The following is a 22,977-nucleotide window of genomic DNA, read 5'->3' on the forward strand; positions in this document are numbered from 1 at the left end:
TGCTCACCGCCCCACGAACAGGAACCCCACCGCCGCCACGATGCACGCGAATGCCGCGGCATGGCGCCATGTCACCGGCTCGCCCAGCACCGCGACCATGAACACGCCGAACACGATCAACGCGATCGCCTCCTGCGTCACCTTCAGCTGCCCCGCGCTCCACCCGGCGGCATATCCGATCCGGTTGGCGGGCACGGCCAGGCAATATTCGAACAGCGCGATGCCCCAGCTGATCGCGACGACCAGCGCCAGCGGCTTGGCCATCCCGCCCTTCAGGTGCCAATACCACGCGATGGTCATGAACACGTTGGACAGCGTCAGCAGCAGGATCGTCGGCATTCCCGCCCCCTGCGCCGCGAAAGGAACGATCGCAAGATGAGCGCGCCGAAGCTCGATACGAAGCTGTCCCGCGACGACGCGGGCTTCCGCGCCAATGCTGCGCACAACCGCGCGCTGGCGGACGAATTGCGCGCCCGCGTCGCGACCGCGGCGCTGGGCGGCGACGCGCGCGCGCGCGACCGCCACGAATCGCGCGGCAAGTTGCTCCCGCGCGACCGCGTCGAGCGCCTGCTGGACCCGGGCACCGCCTTCCTCGAAATCGGCCAGCTTGCCGCGGACGGACTGTACGGCGGCGACATTCCCGGCGCGGGCATGATCGCGGGCATCGGGCGCGTATCGGGACGGCAGTGCATGATCGTCTGCAACGACGCGACCGTGAAGGGCGGCACCTATTACCCCCTGACGGTCAAGAAGCACCTGCGCGCGCAGGAGATCGCGCTGGAGAACCGCCTCCCCTGCATCTACCTCGTCGACTCGGGCGGCGCGAACCTGCCGCATCAGGCGGAGGTCTTCCCCGACCGCGACCATTTCGGCCGCATCTTCTTCAACCAGGCGCAGATGTCCGCACGGCAGATCCCGCAGATCGCCTGCGTCATGGGCAGCTGCACCGCGGGCGGCGCCTATGTGCCCGCGATGTCGGACGAAACCGTCATCGTCCGCGAACAGGGCACGATCTTCCTCGCCGGCCCCCCGCTGGTGAAGGCCGCGACGGGGGAGGTCATCACCGCGGAGGACCTGGGCGGCGGCGACCTGCACGCGCGCCGGTCGGGCGTGGTCGATCATCTGGCGGAGAACGACGAACACGCGCTGACGATCGTGCGCGACATCGTCTCCACGCTGCCCGCGGACCGCACGCCCGACGTGAACCTCGCCCCGCCCCGCCCCCCGCTCTATCCCGCCGACGACCTGTACGGCATCGTGCCGCAGGACGTCCGCGCGCCGTACGACGTGCACGAGGTCATCGCGCGGATCGTCGACGGCAGCGAGTTCCACGAGTTCAAGGCGCTGTACGGCAGCAGCCTCGTCTGCGGCTTCGCGCATATCCACGGGCTACCGGTCGCGATCCTCGCCAACAACGGTGTGCTGTTCAGCGAATCCGCGGTGAAGGGCGCGCATTTCATCGAACTGGCGTGCCAGCGCCGCGTTCCGTTGCTGTTCCTGCAAAACATCTCCGGCTTCATGGTCGGTGGCAAGTATGAGGCGGAAGGCATTGCGAAACATGGCGCGAAGCTCGTTACCGCCGTCGCCACCGCCAGCGTGCCGAAGCTGACCGTGCTGATCGGCGGCAGCTTCGGCGCCGGAAACTACGGCATGTGCGGGCGCGCCTATGGGCCACGTTTCCTGTTCACCTGGCCCAACAGCCGGATCAGCGTGATGGGCGGGGAACAGGCCGCCAGCGTGCTCGCGACCGTCCATCGCGACGCCGACGGCTGGACGCCCGAACAGGCGGAGGCGTTCAAGGCGCCGGTCCGCGCGAAGTACGAGGACGAAGGCAACCCGTATTACGCCACCGCCCGCCTGTGGGACGACGGCGTGATCGATCCGGCGCAGACCCGCGACGTGCTGGCCCTGGCGCTGACGGCAGCGCTGAACGCCCCGGTGGAGGAGACGCCCCGGTTCGGCGTCTTCCGCATGTGACGGGGGCCGACCAAATACCTCCCCGGCACGGGGAGGGGGACCAGCCGAAGGCTGGTGGAGGGGTCTTCGCCACCACGCGAAGCACGATTATTCGCGCCCGCAAAGAACGCCGCTCGAACAACCTGCCGGAGGTCGTCCTCTGGCGCGCATTACGCACGCGTCCCGCGGGCCTGAAGTTCCGCCGCCAGCATCCGATCGCGGGCTATTGCCTCGACTTCGCCTGCCTATCGGCCCGCCTCGCGATCGAGGTGGATGGCGAGGCGCACGCGCGTGGCGATCGCCCGGCACGCGACGCGGCAAGAGACGCCGCGCTTCGTGACCTCGGCTTCCGCACCCTGCGCATTCCGGCCCGCGACGTCCTGTCCGACACCGACGCCGCCGTCCGCGCCATCGTCGCCGCCTGCCAACCCCTCCACCACCCGGCGCCGCCGGGCGGTCCCCCTCCCCGTACCGGGGAGGTATGAAGGTATCGCCATGATCCTCCCCCTCCTCCTCGCCCTGCAAACCACGCCCGTCGCGCCGATCGTGAAGGGCACCGCCCTCCCCCCGCCCGGCTCGACCGAGGCGGAGGTCATGGCGCCCGTCACGCGGCTGCTGACCGCGCTCACCACCGACGATGCCGCCGCCGTCATCGCCGTCACGCTGCCGGAAGGCACGATCACCGCCGTCCGCACCGGTCCCGACGGCACGGCGCAGCGCCGCACGATCCGCTGGGCGGACTTCGCCGCCGGCCTGAAGCCCGACGGCACCCGCGTGGTCGAGACGCTCGGCCAGCCCGCGATCGAGATCGACGGCCCGGTCGCGATGGTTTGGGCGCCGTACACCGTCACGATCGACGGCAAGCCGTCCCACTGCGGCTACGACCTGTTCGACCTCGTCCGCGACAACGGCAGCGGGGGCGGGTGGAAGATCCTGAACGTCACCTATTCGCACCGCACCGACGGCTGCGGATCGTGAGCCGCGATGTCCTACATCCGCCCGGTCGTGATACGGCGGCGACCATGATGGAGGTCCCCGCCCGCACCGCGCGAAAAACGCGCGATCGATTCAACATTCGCAACATTCGCGCCCACGTCCCCTCCTGCAACCACGGTGCCGCCGCATGATCGCCTCGCTCCTGATCGCCAACCGCGGCGAGATCGCCTGCCGCATCGTCCGCACCGCGCGCGCGCTGGGCATCCGCACGATCGCGGTCCATTCCGACGCCGATGCGACGGCGCTGCACGTGCGCGAGGCGGACGAGGCGGTGCACATCGGCCCCTCCCCCGCGCGCGAAAGCTATCTCGTCGGCGACCGCATCCTCGCCGCGGCGAAGGAAACGGGCGCGGCGGCGATCCACCCCGGCTACGGCTTCCTGAGCGAGAATGCCGATTTCGCGCAGGCGATGATCGACGCCGGGCTGGTCTGGGTCGGCCCCTCCCCCGCCTCGATCCGCGCCATGGGGCTGAAGGACGCCGCGAAGCAGCGGATGATCGACGCGGGCGTTCCCGTCACGCCGGGCTATCTGGGCGAGGACCAGTCCCCCGACCGCCTCGCCGCGGAGGCCGCGCGGATTGGCTGGCCCGTCCTCATCAAGGCGGTGGCGGGCGGCGGCGGCAAGGGGATGCGCCGCGTCGACGACGCCGCCTCCTTCGCCGACATGCTCGCCTCCTGCCGGCGCGAGGCGGCCAGCTCGTTCGGCGACGATCGCGTCCTGATCGAGAAGTACGTCCTGTCGCCGCGGCATATCGAGGTGCAGGTGTTCGGCGACACCCACGGCAACGTCGTCCATCTGTTCGAACGCGACTGCTCGCTGCAACGCCGCCACCAGAAGGTGATCGAGGAGGCCCCCGCCCCCGGCATGGACCCCGCCACCCGCGCCGCGGTGTGCGACGCCGCGGTCCGCGCGGCGAAGGCGGTCGACTATGTCGGCGCCGGCACGATCGAATTCATCGCCGACGCCAGCGACGGGCTGCGCGCCGACCGCATCTGGTTCATGGAAATGAACACGCGGTTGCAGGTCGAACATCCCGTGACGGAGGCGATCACCGGGCAGGACCTGGTCGAATGGCAGCTGCGCGTCGCGTCGGGCGAACCGCTGCCCTGCACGCAGGACCAGCTGTCGATCCACGGCCACGCGATCGAGGCGCGGCTGTATGCGGAGGACCCGGCGAAGGGCTTCCTCCCCTCGATCGGCACGCTGGAGGCGTTCGCGCTGGGCGACGGCGTCCGCATCGACACGGGCGTCGAGGAAGGCAGCGTCATCTCGCCCTTCTACGATCCGATGATCGCGAAGCTGATCGCGCATGGCGAAACCCGCGAGGAAGCGCGCGAGACGCTGGCCGACGCGCTGGACGAAAGCGTCGTGTGGCCCGTCCGCACCAACGCGGGCTTCCTGGTCGAGGCGCTCGACCATTCCGCCTTCGTCGCGGGCAATGTCGACACCGGCCTGATCGCGCGCGAGGGCGAGGCGCTGATGCCTCCGACGCTGCCGAGCGAGGAGGCTTTGGTCGCCGCCGCCGCCGCGCTGGTCGGCCCGGTCGCGCTCGGCGGTTTCCGCCTGAACGCCGCGCCGCGTCGGACGGGCATGTTCCTGCTGGACGGCGAACCGCTGGCGATCGACTTCGCCGACGCGCAGGGGGCCGACGACGCGACCGACGGCGCGGTGCTGATATCCGAAGGCGGGCAGACATGGGCGCTGGACCGCTACCGGGCGACCGCGACGGCGGCGGGCGGCGCGGCGGACGGCGCGATCCTGTCCCCCATGCCCGGCCGCATCATCGCGGTGGAGGTCGCGGCGGGCGATACGGTGACGAAGGGGCAGCGGCTGCTGGTGCTGGAGGCGATGAAGATGGAACATGCGCTGGTCGCGCCGTTCGACGGCATGGTGGCGGAACTGAACGCCGATACCGGCGGGCAGGTGGTCGAGGGCGTGGTGCTGGTCCGGATCGAGAAGGGCGAAGCCTGACGGCACCTCCCTCGGACCCCACCCCCCGTTCGTGCTGAGCGAAGTCGAAGCACACGTACCACCGCATGGCCTTCGACTGCGCTCAGGCCGAACGGAGGGAGGCTCAGACGTACAGGTCCACCACCTCCCGCCCCTCGCCCTCCGCGGCGAGCAGCAGGGTGCGGTGGCAATGGCACGGATCGCGCTCGTAGCAGAGCAGGGCGCTCGGCATCTCGTCCGCCAGCGCGCGCATCCGCGCCGCCTGCGCCATCGCCTCGGGCAATGCCAGTTGCTCGGCATAGACCGCCTCCAGCGTCGCGACATCGCCCTTCTTCGCCGCGTCCCGCCCCGGCTTGGGCGTGCCCAGCGACTTCAGGTGGACGTAGTCGATCCCCTCCGCCGCCAGCGAGGCGGCAAGGATCGATTTCGAGAACCCCGGCCGGCGCGACAACGGCAGCATCCGGACGTCGATCACGCGCCGCACCCCGGCGCGCACGAGCGTGGACAGGAAGTCGCCCATAGCGACTCCCTCGTACCCGATGGTATAGATGGTCATCGCTTGCACATGGCGATCGTCTGCCGGAAGCGCCAGTTCCCGGCGCCCCCGGGGACGCTACCCCTCCAGCACGCGCCGCATGTCCGGATCCTCCGCCAGGGTGGCCAGATCGTCGTCGTTGCCGCCCGGCGTCGCCAGGGCGCGGAGGCGGTCGCGATAGCTGGGATCGATCCGGACCGCCCGGCGCGCCGCGTCCAGCGCATTGTCGCGCGCGCTTTGTCGCAGCTCCTGATCGCCCTCCGCCGTCGCGACGCCATGCTGCTGCCCGAACGCGGCGGCGAGATAGAACCAATATTCCGGCCGCGCCACCGCGCTGGAACTGGACAGCCGCCCCGCAAGATCGATGACGCGCGCGTAACCGGCGTCGCCATCGTACAGCATCGAGAACATCAGATCGAGCGCGTCCTCCACGCTGATACTGCCCAGCGACGGCGTGGGCAGCGGGGCTGCGGACGGCGCACGCTGGATCGCGTTCGCCACCGCGCGCTGGGCGTCGCGGTCCAGATAGCAATCCAGTTCGGCATGGCGGAACAGGCGCGTGATCTCGATCCTCGTATACAGGTACATCGCCAGGAAGCCCAGGATCACGCCGGTCACCAGGATCATCGGCGCCAGTCCCGGCAGCCGCGCCGCGACCGGCCCCAGCGGCGCCGAAGCCGTCCCGACGAACGCGGAGAAGGATGCCAACGCCTCGCCCGCGCGCGCCACCTGGGTCAGCCCGGCACCGACGATCAGCGTGGTCAGCCAGTCGGAAATCCGCTCCAGATTGGTATTCGTCTCCAGCAATCGCTGCGCCTGCGTGCCCGCCGGGACGGCGCCCACCGCCGCCTCCGTCGCGCCGCGCGCCAGGACCCGCGGAACCGAGAACAGGAAACCCAGGAAGGCACCGACCATCAGCGCCGCGACGAAGATCGCGCTCCCAAGGCCCACCACCGCATGCGCGCCCGATCCGCGCATGCTGTGGATCGCGATCCCCGTGGTGAGCAGCAACAACGCCAGTATCGCGCCCAGCACGCGCATGACCCAGATGGCGCGCCGTTTCTCTTCCCACGCTTCCATGTCCGCCCCCGCGTCCGCCCGATGCGCGACCGTAGGACGATCGCGGTCGTCGCAGGTGGATTGACCGGTCCGTTTCGGACGCGACCGCGCGCTCTGGCCATCACCCCGCGCTTGGCGCTATTCGCCGCGCCATGACTCATGACATCCAAGTGATCGGCGGCGGCCTGGCCGGGTCGGAGGCGGCGTGGCAACTGGCCGAGGCGGGCTTCCGCGTGCGGCTGAGCGAGATGCGCGGCGGCGGCGATGCGACCGCGGCGCACCACACCGACGACCTGGCCGAACTCGTCTGTTCGAACAGCTTCCGCTCCGACGATGCGGATTCCAACGCGGTCGGCCTGCTGCATCAGGAAATGCGTGCGCTGGGATCGCTGATCCTGCGCGAAGGCGACCGGACCCGCGTGCCCGCGGGGTCGGCGCTTGCGGTCGACCGCGACGGGTTCGCCGCGGGCGTGACGGCGGCGCTGGCGGCGCATCCCAACGTCACGATCGTGCGCGAGCGTATCGACATCCTGCCCGATGCCCCCGCGATCATCGCGACAGGCCCGCTGACCGCGCCCGCCCTGTCGGAGGCGATCGCGACGGAAACCGGCAAGGACGCGCTCGCCTTCTTCGACGCCATCGCCCCGATCGTCCATCGCGATTCGATCGACATGGAAACCGCCTGGTTCCAGTCGCGCTGGAACAAGGGCGACGGGACCGACTACATCAACTGCGCGATGTCGAAGGAGGAATATCACGCCTTCGTCGCCGAGCTGCTGGCCGCGGAGAAGACCGAATATCGCGAGTGGGAGAACGTCCCCTATTTCGAGGGCTGCATGCCGATCGAGGTGATGGCGGAGCGCGGGGTGGAGACGCTGCGCTTCGGACCGATGAAGGGCGTCGGCCTGGACGATCCGCGCACGGGCCGCTGGCCCTATGCCTGCGTGCAGCTGCGGCAGGACAATGCGCTGGGTACGCTGTGGAACATCGTGGGGTTCCAGACGAAGCTGAAACATGCCGAACAGGTCCGCGTCTTCCGCACCATCCCGGGGTTGCAGAATGCGGAGTTCGCGCGGCTGGGCGGCCTGCACCGCAACACGTTCCTGCGGTCGCCCGAACTGCTGGACGGCGAACTGCGGCTGAAATCGCGCCCGGCGATCCGCTTCGCCGGGCAGGTGACGGGATGCGAGGGCTATGTCGAAAGCGCCGCGATCGGCCTGCTGGCGGGCCGCTTCGCCGCCGCGGAACTCGCGGGGCGCTCGCTCCCCTCCCCTCCGGTCGAAACGGCGCTGGGCGCGTTGCTCTCGCACATCACCGGCGGGGCGGCGGCGGACACCTACCAGCCGATGAACGTGAATTTCGGCCTCTTCCCGCCCATCCCCGGCAAGACGAAGAAGGCGGATCGCAAGCGCATGTACACCGATCGCGCGCGTGAGGCGCTGGCGGGCTGGGTCGCGGCCTGATCCGTCAGTCGTCGCCGCCCGGCGGAGGACAGACGCACCGCGGGCGGGCGGCGGCACGTTTTGGGCGCGTCGTGGCGAATTCGGCCGCGGTCAGCACGCCCGACCCGTCGCGATCCGCCGCGGCGAAGCGGTCGGTCGTCTTCACCGCCCATTCCTCGAACGACAGGCGCCCGTCGCCGTTCACGTCGAGCTTCGCGAAGGCCTTGCGCCGCGGGGCCAGATACTCCTCGCGCGCGATCCCGGCGTTGCGATCCTTGTCGTAGCGATCGAAGCGCTTCTGTTCGCGTGATCGTTCGGGCGCGGCGGGCAGCGCGACCGCCGGATCGTCCGCCGCCACCGGCGTCGAGGGTCCCGCGGCCTGCGCGGGCATCGCCGGCAACGGGGAATCCGGTCGCGCCTGGCTGGAAAAGATCAACCACCCCGCCGCCGTCATCAGCAACGCCGCGATTCCCCCCGCCACATATCGCCACATGTCCCGCGCCTCCGCCGTCACCGCGCCGACCCTACCGCCGCCGTCGCGCGGACGAAAGCCGTCACCTGCCGGTCAACAGCAGGCGGATCGCGCGTGCGCTGCGGCGCGGACCGCCCGGGACCCCGCGCCCCTCGACCGCGAGCGCGGCATCCGCCGCCAGCGCCCCGATCGCGCGGGCAGGACCGTGCCAGCGACCCCGCGCATCCCCCAGCGCGGCCAGCGCCGCCGCGCCCGCCCGCTGCGCCAACGCCGGCTCCGCCACGTTCGCCGCCAGGTCCGCCAGCGCCCAGCCGCGCCCCGCCGCCGCGATCCGCCCGTTGCTGCCGCCGTCGCCGTCGCCGTCGCCGATGCCGTCCGGAACGATCGCCCGGAACAGCGTCGTCCCCCTCGCCTGGGCATAGGCCAGCAGAGCGGCGTCATCGGGAACGGCCTCGTCCGTCAGCAGCTCCCACCCGTCCGTCATCCCGGCAAGGGTCGCACCCGACATTCGCGGCAGGACATGCGCGTGCAACGCCTGCAACACCGGGTGGGCGGGCGCCGGTGCCGCATCCAGCGCCAGCAGCGCGTCGCGCCACCACGTCAGCCGCATCTGGCCCAGGATCGGCGTGCGCGTGGTGCGGACGACCGTGCCCAGGATCGCGTCGAGCGCGAACAAGGCGGCCGGGGCGCCGGCGAAGCGGCACCCGACCCAGCCGAAGATCGTCGCCGGTGCGGTGGGGGGAAGCGGTGACATGACCCGACAGCGATGCGGCGGCGCCGGTCGCCGCGCAAGGGGATCGGGTTACCGAACCGTTTACCATGTCCGTCTACCGCCTGTTGTGGATGTCCATGCGATGCGGCGGCGTCCTGGACGCGAGAAAATGAAGAGCAACAGCCAAGCATCACGCCGTCAGCCGCAGCGCCGGAGCTTTCTCCTGCGGCTGCTCCATGACCGGAAAGCCAACACGCTGGTCATCATGGCCATGGCCCTGATCCCGCTCAGCGGTCTGGCGGGGTCCGCGGTCGACATGGCGCGGCTCTACGTCGTCAAATCGCGGATCCAGCAGGCGTGCGACGCGGGCGTGCTTGCCGGGCGCAAGTTCATGGCGACGACCAGCTCGTCCACGCTCGACACCAATGCCGCGAACAGGGCGCGCGAATTCTTCCGCAACAACATGGAGTCCGGCTGGCTCAGCACCGGGACCGCGACGTTCGCGCCGGTGAAGACGACCGACAACCAGGTCGCCGGAACCGCGTCGGTCGTGGTGCCGATGACGGTCATGAAGATCTTCGCGGTCGGCGATGCGACCGTGAACGTCGCGTGCGAGGCACGGTACGAGGTCGCGGATACCGACATCGTCTTCGTCCTGGACACCACGGGCTCGATGGCGTGCCGCCCGGAGGACAACAGCACGCAATGCGGCAACTACGTCAACGCCAATTCCGCGGTCGCCTATACGCGGCCGTCGTCGGATCCGGATGCCGTGGCGGGCTATCCAGGTTCCACGGGCTATGCGGTCCCCGAAACCAGCGTGGGTTCGGGATCGCGCATCAAGGCCCTGCGGCAGGCGGTGAAGGATTTCCACGCCACGATGATCGCCAGCGTCGACGCCAACACGCGCATCCGCTACAGCTTCGTCAGCTACACCTCGACCGTGAACGCCGGCCGTGCGATCCAAGCGATGTCGCCGTCGTACATGATGGGAAGCGCCTCGTCCGAGACGGTTCCCTATCAATCGCGCCGCGTCACCGCCGACTATTTCATATCGAACATCAGCCGCAGCTCGAACGGCAAGAGCAGCGCCAGCTGCAATGCGACGTACAGCCGCACGCCGTCGACCGCGCTGACCTACGATTCCTCCGGCCGCGCCACGCGCGTCGTGGACGTGTGGGATTCCAGCTTCGGGCAATGCTACACCACCAACCAGCGGATCGGCCCGCGCTACACCTACCGTCGCTACGACACCAACGTGTCGCAATATCTGTCGGGCGGCGCGGTCCCCGATCCGACGAAGGCGACGGGTGCGACCTCGAAATGGGACGGCTGCATCGAGGAGCGGCAGACCGAGGCCGGCACGACCAGCTTCACGGCCGCCTCCTACGATCTCGATCCCGATCTGGTCCCCACCAGCGCCGCGCCGACGCGATGGGCGCCGATGTGGGCGGATGCGGAGTATACGCGCTGGGGCTACGGCTGGACCGGGGACGATGCCACCGACGGCGACGACGACAATTATCGGTATAGCCTGGGCGACGCGGCGCGGCGGAGTTCGGGAAACTATTCCTGCGGAAAGCCGATCCACCGTCTTTCTGCGATGTCGGCCAGCGAGGTCGCCGCCTACGTCGATGCGCCGGACTTCAAGGCGCTGGGCGGCACCTATCACGACACGGGCATGATCTGGGGCGCCCGGATGCTGTCGAGCAAGGGCATCTTCGCCGGCGACAACACCGGTCGTGCCGGACAGGCATCGCCCAAGAAGGTCATCATCTTCCTGACCGACGGCGACATGTCGCCCAGCCCGTATCTGTACGGCCTCTACGGCATGGAATATTTCGACAACCGCGTCAGTGCGGGGGACCATGGCAACCTGAAGGCGTATCACAACGCCCGGTTCCTGGCGGTGTGCGATCGCGCGCGTGCGATGGGGATCGACGTCTGGACCGTCGCGATCGGCATGGGGAGCACGCCTGAGCTGAAGAGCTGCGCCCGCGTCGATACGCAGGCGCTGGCCACCACCAGCGGCTCCGGACTGTCGACCGCGTTCCAGACCATCGCGAAACAGGTCGCAATGCTGAGGTTGCAGAAGTGATCGCCCGGCTGGCCCGCCGCGTCTGCGCGCTGCGCCGCGATGCGCGGGGGGTGACGGTCGTGGAATTCGCGATCATCGCGCCGGTCATGCTCGCCCTCATCATGGGGCTGTGCGACCTGATGTATCAGGCCTACGTCCAGTCGGTCCTGGACGGGGCGATGATGAAGGCCGGACGCGACAGCGCGCTGGAAACGAACGCGACGAACGCCGCGGCGCAGGATGCGGCGGTCAAGAACATGGTCGCCAGATTGGGTCCGGAAGCGAAATTCTTCCCCGAGCGGAAGAGCTATCAGTCGTTTTCCGTCGGGAAGCCGGAGAACTTCACGGACACGAACAGGGACGGCGTCCGCAACGCCGGCGAATGCTACGACGACGTGAACGGCAACAAGCAATGGGACGCGGACCCCGGCCGTACCGGACAGGGCGGCGCGAACGACGTCACCAAATACACCATGCGCGTCGAGTATCCGCGCCTGTTCCCCATCGCCCCCATGTTCGGATGGCCCGCGAAGCAGACCATCACCGCGACGACGATGCTGAAGAACCAGCCCTACCGCACCCAGGACGTGAAGGCGATCGAGAGCATATGCACGTGACACGCCCCCCATCGACGTTCGTGCGCGTGTCGCGCGCGTTGCTGCGTGACCGGTCGGGCGTGGCGCTGATCGAGTTCGCCTTCTCGATGCCGATCGTCCTGGGCATCGGATGCTACGGCATCGAGACCGCGAACCTCGCCCTCGCCAATCTGCGCGTCAGCCAGATCGCGCTGAACCTCGCCGACAATGCGTCGCGCGTGGGCAATATGCAGGCGGACAATACGACCCAGCTGCGCGAGGTCGACATCAACGACGCACTGACCGCTGCGCGGATGCAGGGCGAGAAATGGGGCCTGACGACGCAGGGGCGCGTGACGCTGTCCAGCCTCGAGGAACACGGCGGGAAGCAATATATCCACTGGCAGCGATGCCTGGGGACGAAGAGCGGATCGTCATACGATTCGCGTTACGGCACGACCAAGCCGACCGACGGCACCGCCGTCGGGGCGAGCTACGCCGGGACCGAGGTGACGGGCGGCATGGGAAAGACGGGCGCGAAGGTATCCGCGCCGCCCGATTCGGGCGTGATGTTCGTCGAGGTGAATTACGACTATTCGCCCGTGATCGGGAAGATGTGGCTGGCGGGCGAGTTCGCGCGCCTCCACTACATCGCCTCGTTCGTGGTGCGCGATCGCCGCGCCTTCGACCAGATCTACAATCCGGCGCCGACCGCGACGCGCTACACCTGCGACCGATATACCAGCAGTTGAGCCCGGCTCCGACCGGAGCCGGGCCCACACCGCCGGCGATCAGTTCCGGTAACAAACCTTCTTGACCGCGGTCACGACCTTGTCCGCGGAAACGAGCGCCAGCTTCTCCAAGTTGGCGGCGTAGGGCAGCGGCACGTCCTCGTTGCAGACGCGCAGGACCGGGGCGTCGAGGTCGTCGAACCCCTCCTCCATCGCGATCGCGACGATTTCCGATGCGATCGAGCACGTCGGCCAGCCTTCCTCGACCACGACCAGCCGGTTGGTCTTCGCCAGCGACGTCAGCACCGCAGCCTTGTCCAGCGGGCGTAGCGTGCGCAGGTCGATGACCTCCGCATCGATGCCCTCATCCGCCAGCCGGTCCGCCGCCTCCAGCGCCAGGCCGACGCCGATCGAATAGCTGACGATCGTCACGTCCTTGCCCTCGCGCATCGTCCGCGCCTTGCCGATCGGCAGGACCCAGTCGTCCAGCTTGGGCACGTCGAACGAGCGGCCGTACAGAAGCTCGTTCTCCAGGAACACGACCGGATCGGTGGTGCGGATCGCGGCTTTGAGCAGCCCCTTCGCATCCGCCGCGTCGTACGGCGCGATCACGATCAGGCCGGGGACGCTGGCGTACCACGGCCCGTAGTTCTGCGAATGCTGCGCACCGACGCGACTGGCGGCGCCATTGGGGCCGCGGAACACGATGGGGCAGCGCATCTGCCCGCCCGACATGTAGTTGGTCTTCGCCGCCGAATTCACGATATGGTCGATCGCCTGCATCGCGAAGTTGAACGTCATGAACTCGACGATCGGGCGCAGGCCGCCCATCGCCGCGCCCGTGCCGACGCCGGCGAAGCCATATTCGGTGATCGGCGTGTCGATCACGCGGCGGTCGCCGAACTCGTCCAGCAGACCCTGCGTGACCTTGTACGCGCCCTGATATTGCGCGACTTCCTCGCCCATCACGAACACGCGGTCGTCGGCGCGCATCTCCTCCGCCATCGCGTCGCGCAACGCCTCGCGAACGGTGGTCTTGACCATCTCGGTCCCTTCCGGAACCTCGGGGTCGCGGACCTCCGCCTTGTGGGCAGCGGCATCGAACATCTGGCGCGCGCCGGTTTCGACCTTTTCCTGCGCGGGATGCGCCGAATCCTCGACCGCGGCGGCCTTCTTCTCGTCCGCCTTCGCCTCCGGCTCGGGCGCGTCGTCCTTCGTCGTGGACGGTTCCTCGCCCTCGGCGTCGAGCTGCATGATGGCCGTGCCGACCTTCACCGCATCGGTGCCCTCGGCGACCAGGATCTTCGCGACGGTGCCCTCGTCGACCGCCTCGAACTCCATCGTCGCCTTGTCGGTCTCGATCTCGGCCATGATGTCGCCGGACTTGACGGTGTCGCCTTCCTTCACCAGCCACTTGGCCAGCGTACCTTCTTCCATCGTGGGCGACAGCGCCGGCATCTTGATGTCGATCGCCATGTCAGTACGTCTCCACCAGCACGTCGGTATACAGCTCCGCGGGTTCGGGTTCGGGCGTGGATTCGCTGAAGTCCGCCGCCTCGGCGACGATCTTGCGGATCTCCTGTTCGGTCTTCTTCAGGTCCGCCTCGGTCACGCCCTGCTCCTCCAGCAGCTTCTTCACGTGTTCGATCGGGTCGGACTTGTCGCGCACCGCCTGCACTTCCTCGCGGCTGCGGTACTTCGCGGGATCGGACATCGAATGGCCGCGATAGCGATAGGTCTTCATCTCCAGGATGATCGGCCCCTTGCCCGCGCGCACCCATTCCAGCGCCGTCTCCGCCGCGCCGCGCGCCGCCAGCACGTCCATGCCGTCGATCTGAAGGCCCGGGATGCGGAAGCTTTCGCCGCGACGGTACAGCTGATCCTCGCTCGACGCGCGGTTCACGCTGGTCCCCATGGCATATTGGTTGTTCTCGATGACGAAGATGATGGGGAGCTTCCACAGCTCCGCCATGTTGAACGCCTCGTACACCTGGCCCTGGTTCGCCGCGCCGTCGCCGAAATAGGCCAGCGCCACGCCGCCGTCGCCGCGATACTTGTGCGCGAAGCCGAGGCCCGCGCCCAGCGACACCTGCGCGCCGACGATGCCGTGCCCGCCGTAGAACTTATGCTCCACGCTGAACATGTGCATGGAGCCGCCCTTGCCCTTGGAGATGCCGGCCTGACGCCCGGTCAGCTCCGCCATCACGTCCTTGGGCGGGATGCCGCACAACAGCATGTGGCCGTGGTCGCGATAGCCGGTGATGACCGAATCCTTGTCGGTCAGCGCGGACTGAAGCCCGACGGCGACGGCCTCCTGCCCGATGTACAGGTGGCAGAAGCCGCCGATCAGGCCCAGGCCGTACAATTGCCCGGCCTTCTCCTCGAAACGCCGGATCAGCAGCATGTCGTGGTAGAATTTCAGCAGTTCGTCTTTCGACGCCTCGTACGGCGTCAGGTCGGCCGGACGCTCGCGATTGGATGCGGGGGGCGGCGCACTGGGCGCCTTGGTGCTTGCAGGGGCTTTTGCCACGGGTCGGAAGGCCTCGTCGTTTCCGGGGAGGGAACTGGACGCAGCCTATAGGCCGGGGGCGGGCGCGCGTGCAACCGCGCCGGCGGTCAGAAGGCGAAGCGATCCAGTGCGTGATCCGCGGGCCGCGCCGCCAGCATCTGCGCGAAGCGGGCGCGTTCGGCCGCCAGATGGTGGATCGGCACCCAGAAACGCACCCCGTCGATCGGCGCGTCGAACCCGCTCTGGCGCGTCGCGGTTACGGCCAGGCCGTCGATCAGGTGCGCCAGCTTCCGGAACTGCGCGACCTTCATCGTCACCTCGGCATCGGGTGCCGCGGCGGCGACGCTGGCGATCATCCGTCGTGCCTCCTCGTGCGCCGCGGCGACGATCTCGTCCTCTTCCATCCCGGTCCTGCCCCGTTGGTCGTAGGCACGGCTAGGCCCGCTGTGGTTAAATTGTCGTTATCGATACGATCACGTCACGATCCCCCCCCCGACCGGGCGGTTGCCGCCACGCGGCGGCTGGTCCAAAGCCGCATGCGATGGCCGACGTCCCGCACCCGCTCACGATCCCCAATTTCCGCGCGTATTGGGCTTCCCGCCTCGCAGGGACGGTCGCGGTCAGCGCGCAGGCGATCGTCATCGGCTGGCAGGTCTACGGCATCGCGCGCCAGACGATGGACATCAAGGACGCCGCCTTCATGCTCGGCATGATCGGGCTGGCGCAATTTCTGCCGCTGTTCCTCCTGACCCCGGTCGTCGGGCTGATCGCGGACAGCGTCGACCGGCGGTGGATCGTGCGCGGCACCACGGCCTTGCTGGTCGTGGTCGCCGCGACGCTCGGCGTCCTGACATGGGCGGGCGACCTGACTCTGCCGTTCCTGTTCGGCGCGGCGGTACTGATCGGCGTGGCGCGCGCCTTCTCCGGCCCGGCCTATTCCGCGCTCGCGCCGAATCTCGTCCCGCGCGAGGTGCTGCCGACCGCCATCGCCGTCTCCTCGATCGCGTGGCAGGTGGGGACGATCGCGGGCCCCAGCGTCGGCGGCCTGCTGTACGCACTGCACCCCGACGTCGCCTATGGCGTCATCGCGGGGTTGCTGACGATCGCGCTGGCGGCGATGTTCCTGATCGGCCCGGTGGCGCAACCGCCGGCGCAGAAGGACATCCACCCGATCCGGCGTATCCTCGACGGCTTCTCCTACGTCCGCCGCAACCGGCTGGTGCTGGCCGCGATCACGCTGGACCTGTTCGCGGTGCTGCTGGCGGGGGCGACCGCGCTGCTGCCGATCTACGCCCGCGACATATTGCATGTGGGCGCAAGCGGCCTGGGATTCCTGGCGGCGGGCATGGGCATCGGCGCGGCGGCGACGGCGGTGTGGTTCTCCTTCCGCCCGATGACCACCAACGTCGGCATGAAGATGCTCGTGTCGGTCGTGATCTTCGGCCTGGCGATCCTGACGTTCGGCATATCCAAGAATTTCTGGTTGAGCCTGTCCGCGCTTATCGTGGCAGGCGGGGCGGACATGGTATCGGTCTACGTCCGCTCTTCCCTGATCCAGTTGCACACGCCCGATGCGATGCGCGGGCGGGTCAGCGCGGTGTCGCAGCTGACCATCTCGGCCTCCAACGAACTGGGAGAGGCCGAGAGCGGCCTGCTCGCCTCGCTCCTCGGCCCCGTCGGTGCGGTCGTGTTCGGCGCGGTCGGGGCGATCGGCGTGACCCTGCTATGGGCGCGCATCTTCCCGGAACTGAAGCGCGCGCGGACCTTTGACCCGCCCGAGATACTTGAAGCGGTTCCCCAACAGCACGGAGTTACGCCATGAAGGCCCGGAACATCCTGGAGACGATCGGCAACACGCCCCACATCCGCATGGGCAAGCTGTTCCCCGAATCCGACGTGTGGATCAAGTCGGAGCGGTCGAACCCGGGCGGCTCGATCAAGGACCGGATCGCGCTGGCGATGATCGAGGCGGCGGAAAAGTCCGGCGAGCTGAAGCCCGGCGGAACGATCATCGAGCCGACCAGCGGCAATACCGGCATCGGCCTCGCCATGGTCGCGGCGGTGAAGGGGTACAAGCTCGTCCTCGTCATGCCCGAGAGCATGAGCCTGGAACGCCGCCGCCTGATGCTGGCCTATGGCGCGCAATTCGACCTGACCCCGCGCGAGAAGGGGATGAAGGGCGCGATCGAGCGCGCGCTGGAACTGGTCGAGCAGACCCCCGATCCGTGGATGCCGCAACAGTTCGAGAATGCGGCGAACATCGACGTCCATGTGCGCACCACGTCGCAGGAGATCCTGAACGATTTCCGCGACGCGCCGATCGACGTCATCATCACCGGCGTCGGCACCGGCGGCCACATCACCGGCGTCGCCGAGACGCTGAAGAAGGAATGGCCGCACCTGAAGGTGTTCGCGGTCGAGCCGAAGGCGTCGCCCGTGATTTCCGGGGGGCAGCCGGGGCCGCACCCGATCCAGGGTATCGGCGCGGGCTTCATCCCCGCCAACCTGCATACGCAATCGCTCGACGGCGTGATCGAGGTCGACGCCGCGGTCGCCAAGGACATGGCGCGCCGCGCCGCACGGGAGGAAGGGATGCTGGTCGGCATCTCCTCCGGCGCGACGCTGGCCGCGATCCTGCAAAAGCTGCCCGACCTGCCCGACGATGCGCGGGTGCTCGGCTTCAACTACGATACCGGCGAACGCTACCTGTCGGTCCCGGACTTCCTGCCGGAAAGCTGATCTGTCCATCGCTCACCGCCTCCCCGGCGAAGGCGGGGGTCCGGTTGGGACAAGGCCGATAACGACGCGCCGCGCGCCGTCGCGACGACCTTTCCAACCGGACCCCGGCCTTCGCCGGGGAGGCGGGTGCGCGAGGAGCGCGCGTGATGACTGATGAACGAGGCCGATCGCACCAGCCGATGACCGACACCACCCCCTCCCCGTCCCTGCGCATCATCCTCGGCGGCATCGCGGCGCTGGCGATCGTCGGCCCGATCGTGGCCGTGCGGAATGCGCCGGCGATCGCCCCACCCGCGGTCGCCGAGGTGAAGCGCCCGCAGCGGATCGTGGCGCCGAACGAGGTGCCGGAGGTGGAGCCGGTCGAATACCAGTCGCTCGCGCCGCAGGACGCGCGCGCCTTCAACGCCACCGTCCCGTTCGCGCGCGGGCCCAACCCCGCCGCGCGTCCGTTCCGCTTCGCGGGCGACGACGCCGCGAAGACGCGCGCCACCGACTGCCTCGCCGCCGCCGCCTGGTACGAGGCGGGGGACGATCCGGTCGGGCAGAAGGCGGTGGTGCAGGTCGTGCTGAACCGCCTGCGCCACCCCGCCTTTCCGAAGACCGTCTGCGGCGTCGTCTTCCAGGGGCAGGAGCGGCGCACCGGATGCCAGTTCACCTTCACCTGCGACGGCGCGATGACGCGCCCGCCCGCCGCCCCGGCGTGGGATCGCGCGCGCAAGGTCGCGACCGCGGCGCTGAACGGCGCGGTCTATCGCAAGGTCGGCTATGCCACGCATTACCACACCGACTGGGTCGTGCCGTACTGGAGCGCCAGCCTGGACAAGATCGCGGAGGTGAACACGCATCTGTTCTTCCGCTGGACCGGCTGGTGGGGCACGCCCCCCGCCTTCCGCCGCGCGGTGTCGGGGGACGAGCCCGTGATCGCGAAGCTGGCGCCGCTGTCGTCCGTCCATGGCGGGATCGCGGGCGCGCTCGCGGCGGCGGACGCGCCGGTGGCGGCGGCGGTGCCGTTCACCGGCACGATCCCCGAACCGCTCGTCGAGGCGCCCGACACCTATCACGTGGTGCTGGCGGGTATCGCGCCGGAGATGTTCCGCGCGATGGCCGACACCGCCTGCGGCCCGCGCGAGCGCTGCAAGTTCATGGGCTGGACCGACCGGCGGCAACTGCCCACCACCGTCCTGCCTACGCCCGCGCAGATGGCGGCGATGTCGTTCAGCTACCTGCGCAACACCGCCGAAGGCTTCGACCGCGCGTTGTGGAACTGCGCGCAATATCCGCGCCCCGATGCGAAACAATGCATGAAGCGGCAGGTGATGCCCGCGGCGACCCCGACCCCGCCCGCGCTGGTGCCTACGCGCGGCGTGGCGGAGCTGGACGGGGTGCGGCGGCGGGCCGATCCCGCGCCGGTGGCGACCCCGACGGTGCCATAATTCCCGGACCGCCCGATCGCAACGTCCGTTCGGGCTGAGCGAACTCGAAGCCCAGGCGCTGCGCATACCCTTCGACTTCGCTCAGGGCGAACGGAGGTTGTCCTATATACCGCCAGCCTCCCGTGTTCCCGCGAAAGCGGGAACCCAGAGCCACGAACGCTACCGCCCGCGACCTTGGGCTCCCGCCGCCGCGGGAGCGCATCGCCGCGGATCACGCCGCCGCGAACATCTCCGGCGGCAACGCCATGATCGCCTCCGCCCCGCCCTCGACCTGCCGCCGCAGCCCGCCCGCCTCGGGCAGCACGCGCTCGGCGAAATATCGCGCGGTGACGAGCTTGGCGTCCAGGAACGCCGCATCCCCCTCGCCCGCATCCTTCAACCGCGCCGCCGCGCCCGCCATGCGCAGCCACATCAGCCCGACCGCCACGATCCCGACCAGCCGCATGTACGGCACCGCGCCCGCGCCGATGTTGTTGGGATCCTTCATGCCGTTCGCCATGAACCACATCGTCGCGGCCTGAAGATCGCCCGCCGCGCGTTCCAGCCGTGCGGCGAAGTCGGCCGTCGCCGCAACCGACTTGGCGCCCGCGATCTCGTCGGTCACCAGCTTCCCGAACGCCATCACCGCACGCCCGCCGTTCATGGCCAGCTTGCGCCCCGCCAGATCCATCGCCTGCACGCCGTTGGTGCCTTCGTAGATCATCGCGATCCGCGCATCGCGGACATATTGCTCCATCCCCCATTCGCGGATGTAGCCGTGCCCGCCGTAAACCTGCTGCGCGTTGGTCGCGATCTCATACCCCTTGTCGGTGCCGACGCCCTTGATGACCGGGGTCAGTAGGCCGAGCAGGTCGCCCGCAAGCTGCCGCTCCGCCTCGTCCGCTGCGCCATGTTCCAGGTCCGCCTGCAACGCCCCCCACAGGCACAGGGCCCGCAGCCCTTCGGTCCACGCCTTCGCATCCATCAGCATCCGGCGCACGTCGGGATGGACGAACAACGTATCCGCCTTCTCGCCCGGCTCGGCAGGCCCGGTCAGCGCGCGGCCCTGCCGCCGGTCCTGCGCGTATTGCACGGCGTTCTGATACGCCGTCTCCGCGATCCCCAGCCCCTGCAACCCCACGCCCAGCCGCGCCGCGTTCATCATGATGAACATCGCCGCCAGCCCCTTCATCTCCTCGCCGACCAGCCAGCCGGTCGCCCCGTCATAGTTCATGACGCAGGTGGAATTGGCGTGGATGCCCATCTTGTGCTCGATCGACCCGCACGACACCGCATTGCGCGCGCCCAGCGACCCGTCCGCGTTCACCAGCACCTTGGGCACCACGAACAGGCTGATCCCCTTCGAACTGTCCGGTGCCCCCGGCGTCTTGGCCAGGACGAGGTGAACGATATTCTCGGTCAGGTCGTGCTCGCCCGCCGAAATGAAGATCTTCGTGCCCGTGATGCGATAGCTGCCGTCCGCCTGCGGCTCCGCCTTGGTGCGGATCAGGCCCAGGTCGGTGCCGCACTGCGGCTCGGTCAGGTTCATCGTCCCGCCCCATTCGCCCGACACCATCTTGGGCAGGTACGTCGCCTGCTGCTCGGGCGATCCCTTCACCACCAACGCGGCGATCGCGCCGTGCGCGAGGCCGGGATACATGGCGAAGGCCATGTTGGCGGAGATCATATATTCCTGGAACGCAGTCGACACGACGTGCGGCATCCCCTGCCCCCCGAACGCCTCCGGCGCGCTGAGCGTGCCCCAGCCCGATTCGACGAATTGCGCATAGGCCTGCTTGAACCCCTTCGGCGTCGTGACGCTGCCATCCTCGTGGCGCGTGCATCCTTCGAGGTCGCCCGACTGGTTCAGCGGGAACAGCACCTCCGCCACGAACCGCCCGCCTTCCTCCAGCACCGCGTCGACCGTGTCGGGCGTGGCATTGGCGAAGCCGGCGAGGTTCGCATGGCGGTCCAGCCCGACGACGTGGTCGAGGACGAAGCGCGTGTCGCGGACGGGGGGCGTGTACTGTGGCATGTCAGTGATCCTCGGTTGGTTCGGCGAGCAGCGCGACGAAGCCGTCCAGCTCCGCGATAGCCGCATCGATATCGTTCTTCTGCCGGTGCAGCGCGTCGATCCGCTCGCGGCAACGCGCGACCGTGACCGCGCGCTGCACCGCGCGACCGTCGCCGACGTCGTACAGGTCCACCATCTCGCGGATCTCTGCCAGGCTGAAGCCCACGCGCTTGCCGCGCAGGATCCACGCCAGCCGCGCCCGGTCGCGATGCGAATAGACTCGCGCCACGCCCCGCCGCTCCGGCGCGATCAGGCCTTCGTCCTCGTAAAAGCGCAGGGCCCGCGGCGTGACATCGAATTCGGTCGCGAGATCGGTGATCGTGAACGACACCCGGTCGGGGCGCGGCGGGACCGTGGCGAAGGTGGACGTCGGCGCGGGTCGCGAACTCATGCCGTGTTTTTAACTTCCGCTTACGTGAACGTCAACCTGCACACAGCAATGCGCCGTCCGCGCCACGCACGCGTGTCGCTTCCGCCGCGGAGCCGCTCAGGCGACCCGCCGCGATACCCGTCATCGACGCGCGGCCGACGCATTTCTCGTCGCAGGTGTCGGGAAGGATCGCGGGAAGGACGATCCGGTCCGCTTCCACCCGCGCCTCGAACCGGCAACCGTCCCCCATGTCCATCGTCAGCCGGTCCCGCCCCGTCGCCCGTCCGCGCGCGACGCAGCGCTGCCCCTCGCCGTAATCGACGCTCACGCCAGTGACGAAGCCGTCGCGATCGGGGGCGACGCATATGCGGTCGGCGTCGGTGCGATAGACGCCGACGGGGGACACCGCATCGGGGCCGGCGACCAGTCCGCGGGCCCGCGCCTGCGCCTCCAGCGCCGCCCCGCCGCCCGCGACCGCCGCTGTCGGCGCCGGCCGATCGCATCCGGCCAGCGCGATCAGCAGCACGAACGGGAGTTTCACGCGATCCGCTCCAGCCCCGTATCGATGATCCGGCGATAGAAGCAGCTGTCGGCCCCGGTGTGACAGGCGGGCCCGGCGGGATCGACGACGATCCACAGCGCGTCCTGATCGCAATCGACCCGCATCTCCACGACGCGCAACGTGTTGCCCGACGTCTCGCCCTTCACCCACAATCGCGCCCGGCTGCGCGACCAGAACGTCGCGAGGCCCGTGACCCTGGTGGCCGCGATCGCTTCATCGTTCATGTGCGCGACCATCAGCAATCGTCCGTCGCGATCGGTGACGACGGCGGTCACCAGACCCGCAGCGTCGAATTTCGGGGCGAAGTCGAGGCCGGTTTCGCGGGTGTCCTGCATGAGGTCGCCCTAACCGGAATCGATCGCGTGGCGAAGTCGCTTTCGACACATCGCCCCGTCCCGGGATCCGCCGCACCGCGGGGCCCAGACCTTCAGGTGAGTAGCATGATCGACCCCCGGAATCGGCTCGGGACGAGGGACGCGCGCCCTCACTTATGCCCGCGGATCGCGGTCGCCAGCCGGGCCTTGTTCATCGTCGATCGCCCCTTGATCCCGATCCTCTTCGCCTCGTCCAGCAGTTCGTCCTTCGTCCGATCCTCCAGCGCACTTCCCTTGCGATCCAGCGTCCCCGCCGCCTTCGCATTGGCGATCCGCGCCGCCTTCTCCTTCGATGCCCCCTGCTCGCGAAGCGCCGCATACAGGGCGTCGTCCTTGATCTGCGGTCCGTGGTCCTTCGCCATCGCGTCTCTCCTTCGCCGCGAATAACTTGCGACGACCCGCCCGGCTCCCGGATGACATTCCCGCGACAA

24 protein-coding genes are annotated in these 22,977 nt (G+C 69.0%); 11 read left to right on the top strand and 13 right to left on the bottom strand.

Translation table 11 applies throughout. The annotated features are described in order from the left end of the window. Positions 1-3: 3 nt before the first annotated feature. Positions 4-339 (bottom strand): DMT family protein, encoded by a 336-nt coding sequence (locus ASG29_RS12445; protein ID WP_055984369.1) that lies wholly within the window; start codon positions 337-339, stop codon positions 4-6. A 36-nt stretch (positions 340-375) separates the two neighbouring features. Here ASG29_RS12445 and ASG29_RS12450 point away from each other — a divergent pair, with 36 nt between their 5' ends. The 4 genes from ASG29_RS12450 (at position 376) to ASG29_RS12460 (ending at position 4,924) form a co-directional block, all read left to right on the top strand. Further along, complete coding sequence (locus tag ASG29_RS12450) at positions 376-1,977, top strand: carboxyl transferase domain-containing protein (protein ID WP_055984372.1); 1,602 nt, start codon at positions 376-378, stop codon at positions 1,975-1,977. After that, entirely contained in the window at positions 1,974-2,441 is a 468-nt protein-coding gene (locus ASG29_RS16465) for an endonuclease domain-containing protein (protein ID WP_321163196.1), read from the top strand. Before ASG29_RS12450 ends, ASG29_RS16465 begins: the two co-directional genes overlap by 4 nt. A gap of 10 nt (positions 2,442-2,451) precedes the next feature. Further along, positions 2,452-2,934 (top strand): hypothetical protein, encoded by a 483-nt coding sequence (locus tag ASG29_RS12455; RefSeq protein ID WP_156458002.1) that lies wholly within the window; start codon positions 2,452-2,454, stop codon positions 2,932-2,934. 145 nt (positions 2,935-3,079) lie between these two features. Beyond that, positions 3,080-4,924: an acetyl/propionyl/methylcrotonyl-CoA carboxylase subunit alpha gene (locus tag ASG29_RS12460; RefSeq protein WP_055984375.1), complete on the top strand. Its 1,845-nt coding sequence runs from the start codon at positions 3,080-3,082 to the stop codon at positions 4,922-4,924. A 103-nt stretch (positions 4,925-5,027) separates the two neighbouring features. Here ASG29_RS12460 and ASG29_RS12465 read toward each other — a convergent pair whose 3' ends face one another. Both ASG29_RS12465 and ASG29_RS12470 read right to left on the bottom strand, forming a co-directional pair. Further along, on the bottom strand, positions 5,028-5,459 hold the full coding sequence (locus ASG29_RS12465) for a DUF488 family protein (protein ID WP_055984378.1): 432 nt from the start codon (positions 5,457-5,459) through the stop codon (positions 5,028-5,030). 57 nt (positions 5,460-5,516) lie between these two features. Next, complete coding sequence (locus ASG29_RS12470) at positions 5,517-6,518, bottom strand: hypothetical protein (RefSeq protein ID WP_055984381.1); 1,002 nt, start codon at positions 6,516-6,518, stop codon at positions 5,517-5,519. A gap of 131 nt (positions 6,519-6,649) precedes the next feature. On the opposite strand from ASG29_RS12470, the gene trmFO reads away from it, so the two are divergent. Next, positions 6,650-7,960: a methylenetetrahydrofolate--tRNA-(uracil(54)-C(5))-methyltransferase (FADH(2)-oxidizing) TrmFO gene (gene trmFO / locus ASG29_RS12475; RefSeq protein ID WP_055984383.1), complete on the top strand. Its 1,311-nt coding sequence runs from the start codon at positions 6,650-6,652 to the stop codon at positions 7,958-7,960. A gap of 4 nt (positions 7,961-7,964) precedes the next feature. Here trmFO and ASG29_RS12480 read toward each other — a convergent pair whose 3' ends face one another. Next, positions 7,965-8,432 carry an EF-hand domain-containing protein gene (locus ASG29_RS12480; protein ID WP_055985577.1) on the bottom strand — a complete coding sequence of 156 codons (468 nt, stop codon included), beginning with the start codon at positions 8,430-8,432 and terminating at the stop codon, positions 7,965-7,967. 61 nt (positions 8,433-8,493) lie between these two features. Continuing rightward, positions 8,494-9,165 (bottom strand): hypothetical protein, encoded by a 672-nt coding sequence (locus tag ASG29_RS12485; RefSeq protein WP_082515975.1) that lies wholly within the window; start codon positions 9,163-9,165, stop codon positions 8,494-8,496. A 223-nt stretch (positions 9,166-9,388) separates the two neighbouring features. Between ASG29_RS12485 and ASG29_RS12490 the strand changes: the two genes are divergently transcribed. The 3 genes from ASG29_RS12490 to ASG29_RS12500 are packed head-to-tail and all read left to right on the top strand — an operon-like array spanning position 9,389 to position 12,527. Then, positions 9,389-11,221: a Tad domain-containing protein gene (locus tag ASG29_RS12490; RefSeq protein WP_235532902.1), complete on the top strand. Its 1,833-nt coding sequence runs from the start codon at positions 9,389-9,391 to the stop codon at positions 11,219-11,221. Continuing rightward, complete coding sequence (locus tag ASG29_RS12495; RefSeq protein WP_055984388.1) at positions 11,218-11,817, top strand: TadE/TadG family type IV pilus assembly protein; 600 nt, start codon at positions 11,218-11,220, stop codon at positions 11,815-11,817. The genes ASG29_RS12490 and ASG29_RS12495 overlap by 4 nt, the downstream gene beginning before the upstream one ends. After that, entirely contained in the window at positions 11,814-12,527 is a 714-nt protein-coding gene (locus ASG29_RS12500; RefSeq protein ID WP_235532903.1) for a TadE/TadG family type IV pilus assembly protein, read from the top strand. Before ASG29_RS12495 ends, ASG29_RS12500 begins: the two co-directional genes overlap by 4 nt. 39 nt (positions 12,528-12,566) lie before the next feature. Here ASG29_RS12500 and ASG29_RS12505 read toward each other — a convergent pair whose 3' ends face one another. The 3 genes from ASG29_RS12505 to ASG29_RS12515 all read right to left on the bottom strand — a co-directional run bounded on the left by ASG29_RS12505 (position 12,567) and on the right by ASG29_RS12515 (position 15,419). After that, positions 12,567-13,982 carry a pyruvate dehydrogenase complex E1 component subunit beta gene (locus ASG29_RS12505; protein ID WP_055984393.1) on the bottom strand — a complete coding sequence of 472 codons (1,416 nt, stop codon included), beginning with the start codon at positions 13,980-13,982 and terminating at the stop codon, positions 12,567-12,569. A 1-nt stretch (position 13,983) separates the two neighbouring features. Next, entirely contained in the window at positions 13,984-15,036 is a 1,053-nt protein-coding gene (gene pdhA, locus ASG29_RS12510) for a pyruvate dehydrogenase (acetyl-transferring) E1 component subunit alpha (protein ID WP_055984396.1), read from the bottom strand. An 86-nt stretch (positions 15,037-15,122) separates the two neighbouring features. Further along, the gene (locus tag ASG29_RS12515) at positions 15,123-15,419 is read right to left on the bottom strand and encodes a hypothetical protein (RefSeq protein ID WP_055984401.1); all 297 of its coding nucleotides are present in this window, start codon (positions 15,417-15,419) and stop codon (positions 15,123-15,125) included. A 137-nt stretch (positions 15,420-15,556) separates the two neighbouring features. On the opposite strand from ASG29_RS12515, the gene ASG29_RS12520 reads away from it, so the two are divergent. The 3 genes from ASG29_RS12520 to ASG29_RS12530 all read left to right on the top strand — a co-directional run bounded on the left by ASG29_RS12520 (position 15,557) and on the right by ASG29_RS12530 (position 19,187). Further along, a complete protein-coding gene (locus ASG29_RS12520; protein ID WP_055984404.1) occupies positions 15,557-16,837 on the top strand; it encodes an MFS transporter in 1,281 nt (426 codons plus the stop codon). Continuing rightward, complete coding sequence (cysK, locus tag ASG29_RS12525) at positions 16,834-17,754, top strand: cysteine synthase A (protein ID WP_055984407.1); 921 nt, start codon at positions 16,834-16,836, stop codon at positions 17,752-17,754. Before ASG29_RS12520 ends, cysK begins: the two co-directional genes overlap by 4 nt. Positions 17,755-17,933: 179 nt before the next feature. Next, on the top strand, positions 17,934-19,187 hold the full coding sequence (locus ASG29_RS12530; protein ID WP_055984410.1) for a cell wall hydrolase: 1,254 nt from the start codon (positions 17,934-17,936) through the stop codon (positions 19,185-19,187). Positions 19,188-19,398: 211 nt separating this feature from the next. Here the strand turns inward: ASG29_RS12530 and ASG29_RS12535 are convergent, their stop codons facing one another. From ASG29_RS12535 to ASG29_RS12555, 5 genes are all read right to left on the bottom strand, one after another. Further along, positions 19,399-21,201 (bottom strand): acyl-CoA dehydrogenase C-terminal domain-containing protein, encoded by a 1,803-nt coding sequence (locus ASG29_RS12535; RefSeq protein ID WP_055984413.1) that lies wholly within the window; start codon positions 21,199-21,201, stop codon positions 19,399-19,401. 1 nt (position 21,202) lies between these two features. Further along, entirely contained in the window at positions 21,203-21,631 is a 429-nt protein-coding gene (locus tag ASG29_RS12540) for a MerR family transcriptional regulator (RefSeq protein WP_055984415.1), read from the bottom strand. Positions 21,632-21,662: 31 nt separating this feature from the next. Further along, the gene (locus tag ASG29_RS12545; protein WP_055984418.1) at positions 21,663-22,151 is read right to left on the bottom strand and encodes a hypothetical protein; all 489 of its coding nucleotides are present in this window, start codon (positions 22,149-22,151) and stop codon (positions 21,663-21,665) included. Continuing rightward, on the bottom strand, positions 22,148-22,507 hold the full coding sequence (hisI, locus tag ASG29_RS12550) for a phosphoribosyl-AMP cyclohydrolase (RefSeq protein WP_055984421.1): 360 nt from the start codon (positions 22,505-22,507) through the stop codon (positions 22,148-22,150). The genes ASG29_RS12545 and hisI overlap by 4 nt, the downstream gene beginning before the upstream one ends. 149 nt (positions 22,508-22,656) lie before the next feature. Next, the gene (locus ASG29_RS12555; protein ID WP_055984423.1) at positions 22,657-22,908 is read right to left on the bottom strand and encodes a hypothetical protein; all 252 of its coding nucleotides are present in this window, start codon (positions 22,906-22,908) and stop codon (positions 22,657-22,659) included. Between the last annotated feature and the right edge of the window lie 69 nt (positions 22,909-22,977).

The organism is Sphingomonas sp. Leaf412, from assembly GCF_001425405.1.
Lineage (GTDB): Bacteria > Pseudomonadota > Alphaproteobacteria > Sphingomonadales > Sphingomonadaceae > Sphingomonas.

Excerpts from the sequence above, each read along its gene's own strand:
- ASG29_RS12445 (WP_055984369.1), bottom strand. The coding sequence starts at position 339 with ATGCCGACGATCCTGCTGCTGACGCTGTCCAACGTGTTCATGACCATC.
- ASG29_RS12450 (WP_055984372.1), top strand. The coding sequence starts at position 376 with ATGAGCGCGCCGAAGCTCGATACGAAGCTGTCCCGCGACGACGCGGGC.
- ASG29_RS12455 (WP_156458002.1), top strand. The coding sequence starts at position 2,452 with ATGATCCTCCCCCTCCTCCTCGCCCTGCAAACCACGCCCGTCGCGCCG.
- ASG29_RS12460 (WP_055984375.1), top strand. The coding sequence starts at position 3,080 with ATGATCGCCTCGCTCCTGATCGCCAACCGCGGCGAGATCGCCTGCCGC.
- ASG29_RS12465 (WP_055984378.1), bottom strand. The coding sequence starts at position 5,459 with ATGACCATCTATACCATCGGGTACGAGGGAGTCGCTATGGGCGACTTC.
- ASG29_RS12470 (WP_055984381.1), bottom strand. The coding sequence starts at position 6,518 with ATGGAAGCGTGGGAAGAGAAACGGCGCGCCATCTGGGTCATGCGCGTG.
- trmFO (WP_055984383.1), top strand. The coding sequence starts at position 6,650 with ATGACTCATGACATCCAAGTGATCGGCGGCGGCCTGGCCGGGTCGGAG.
- ASG29_RS12480 (WP_055985577.1), bottom strand. The coding sequence starts at position 8,432 with ATGTGGCGATATGTGGCGGGGGGAATCGCGGCGTTGCTGATGACGGCG.
- ASG29_RS12485 (WP_082515975.1), bottom strand. The coding sequence starts at position 9,165 with ATGTCACCGCTTCCCCCCACCGCACCGGCGACGATCTTCGGCTGGGTC.
- ASG29_RS12490 (WP_235532902.1), top strand. The coding sequence starts at position 9,389 with ATGGCCATGGCCCTGATCCCGCTCAGCGGTCTGGCGGGGTCCGCGGTC.
- ASG29_RS12505 (WP_055984393.1), bottom strand. The coding sequence starts at position 13,982 with ATGGCGATCGACATCAAGATGCCGGCGCTGTCGCCCACGATGGAAGAA.
- ASG29_RS12515 (WP_055984401.1), bottom strand. The coding sequence starts at position 15,419 with ATGGAAGAGGACGAGATCGTCGCCGCGGCGCACGAGGAGGCACGACGG.
- ASG29_RS12520 (WP_055984404.1), top strand. The coding sequence starts at position 15,557 with ATGGCCGACGTCCCGCACCCGCTCACGATCCCCAATTTCCGCGCGTAT.
- cysK (WP_055984407.1), top strand. The coding sequence starts at position 16,834 with ATGAAGGCCCGGAACATCCTGGAGACGATCGGCAACACGCCCCACATC.
- ASG29_RS12530 (WP_055984410.1), top strand. The coding sequence starts at position 17,934 with ATGACCGACACCACCCCCTCCCCGTCCCTGCGCATCATCCTCGGCGGC.
- ASG29_RS12535 (WP_055984413.1), bottom strand. The coding sequence starts at position 21,201 with ATGCCACAGTACACGCCCCCCGTCCGCGACACGCGCTTCGTCCTCGAC.
- ASG29_RS12540 (WP_055984415.1), bottom strand. The coding sequence starts at position 21,631 with ATGAGTTCGCGACCCGCGCCGACGTCCACCTTCGCCACGGTCCCGCCG.
- hisI (WP_055984421.1), bottom strand. The coding sequence starts at position 22,507 with ATGCAGGACACCCGCGAAACCGGCCTCGACTTCGCCCCGAAATTCGAC.
- ASG29_RS12555 (WP_055984423.1), bottom strand. The coding sequence starts at position 22,908 with ATGGCGAAGGACCACGGACCGCAGATCAAGGACGACGCCCTGTATGCG.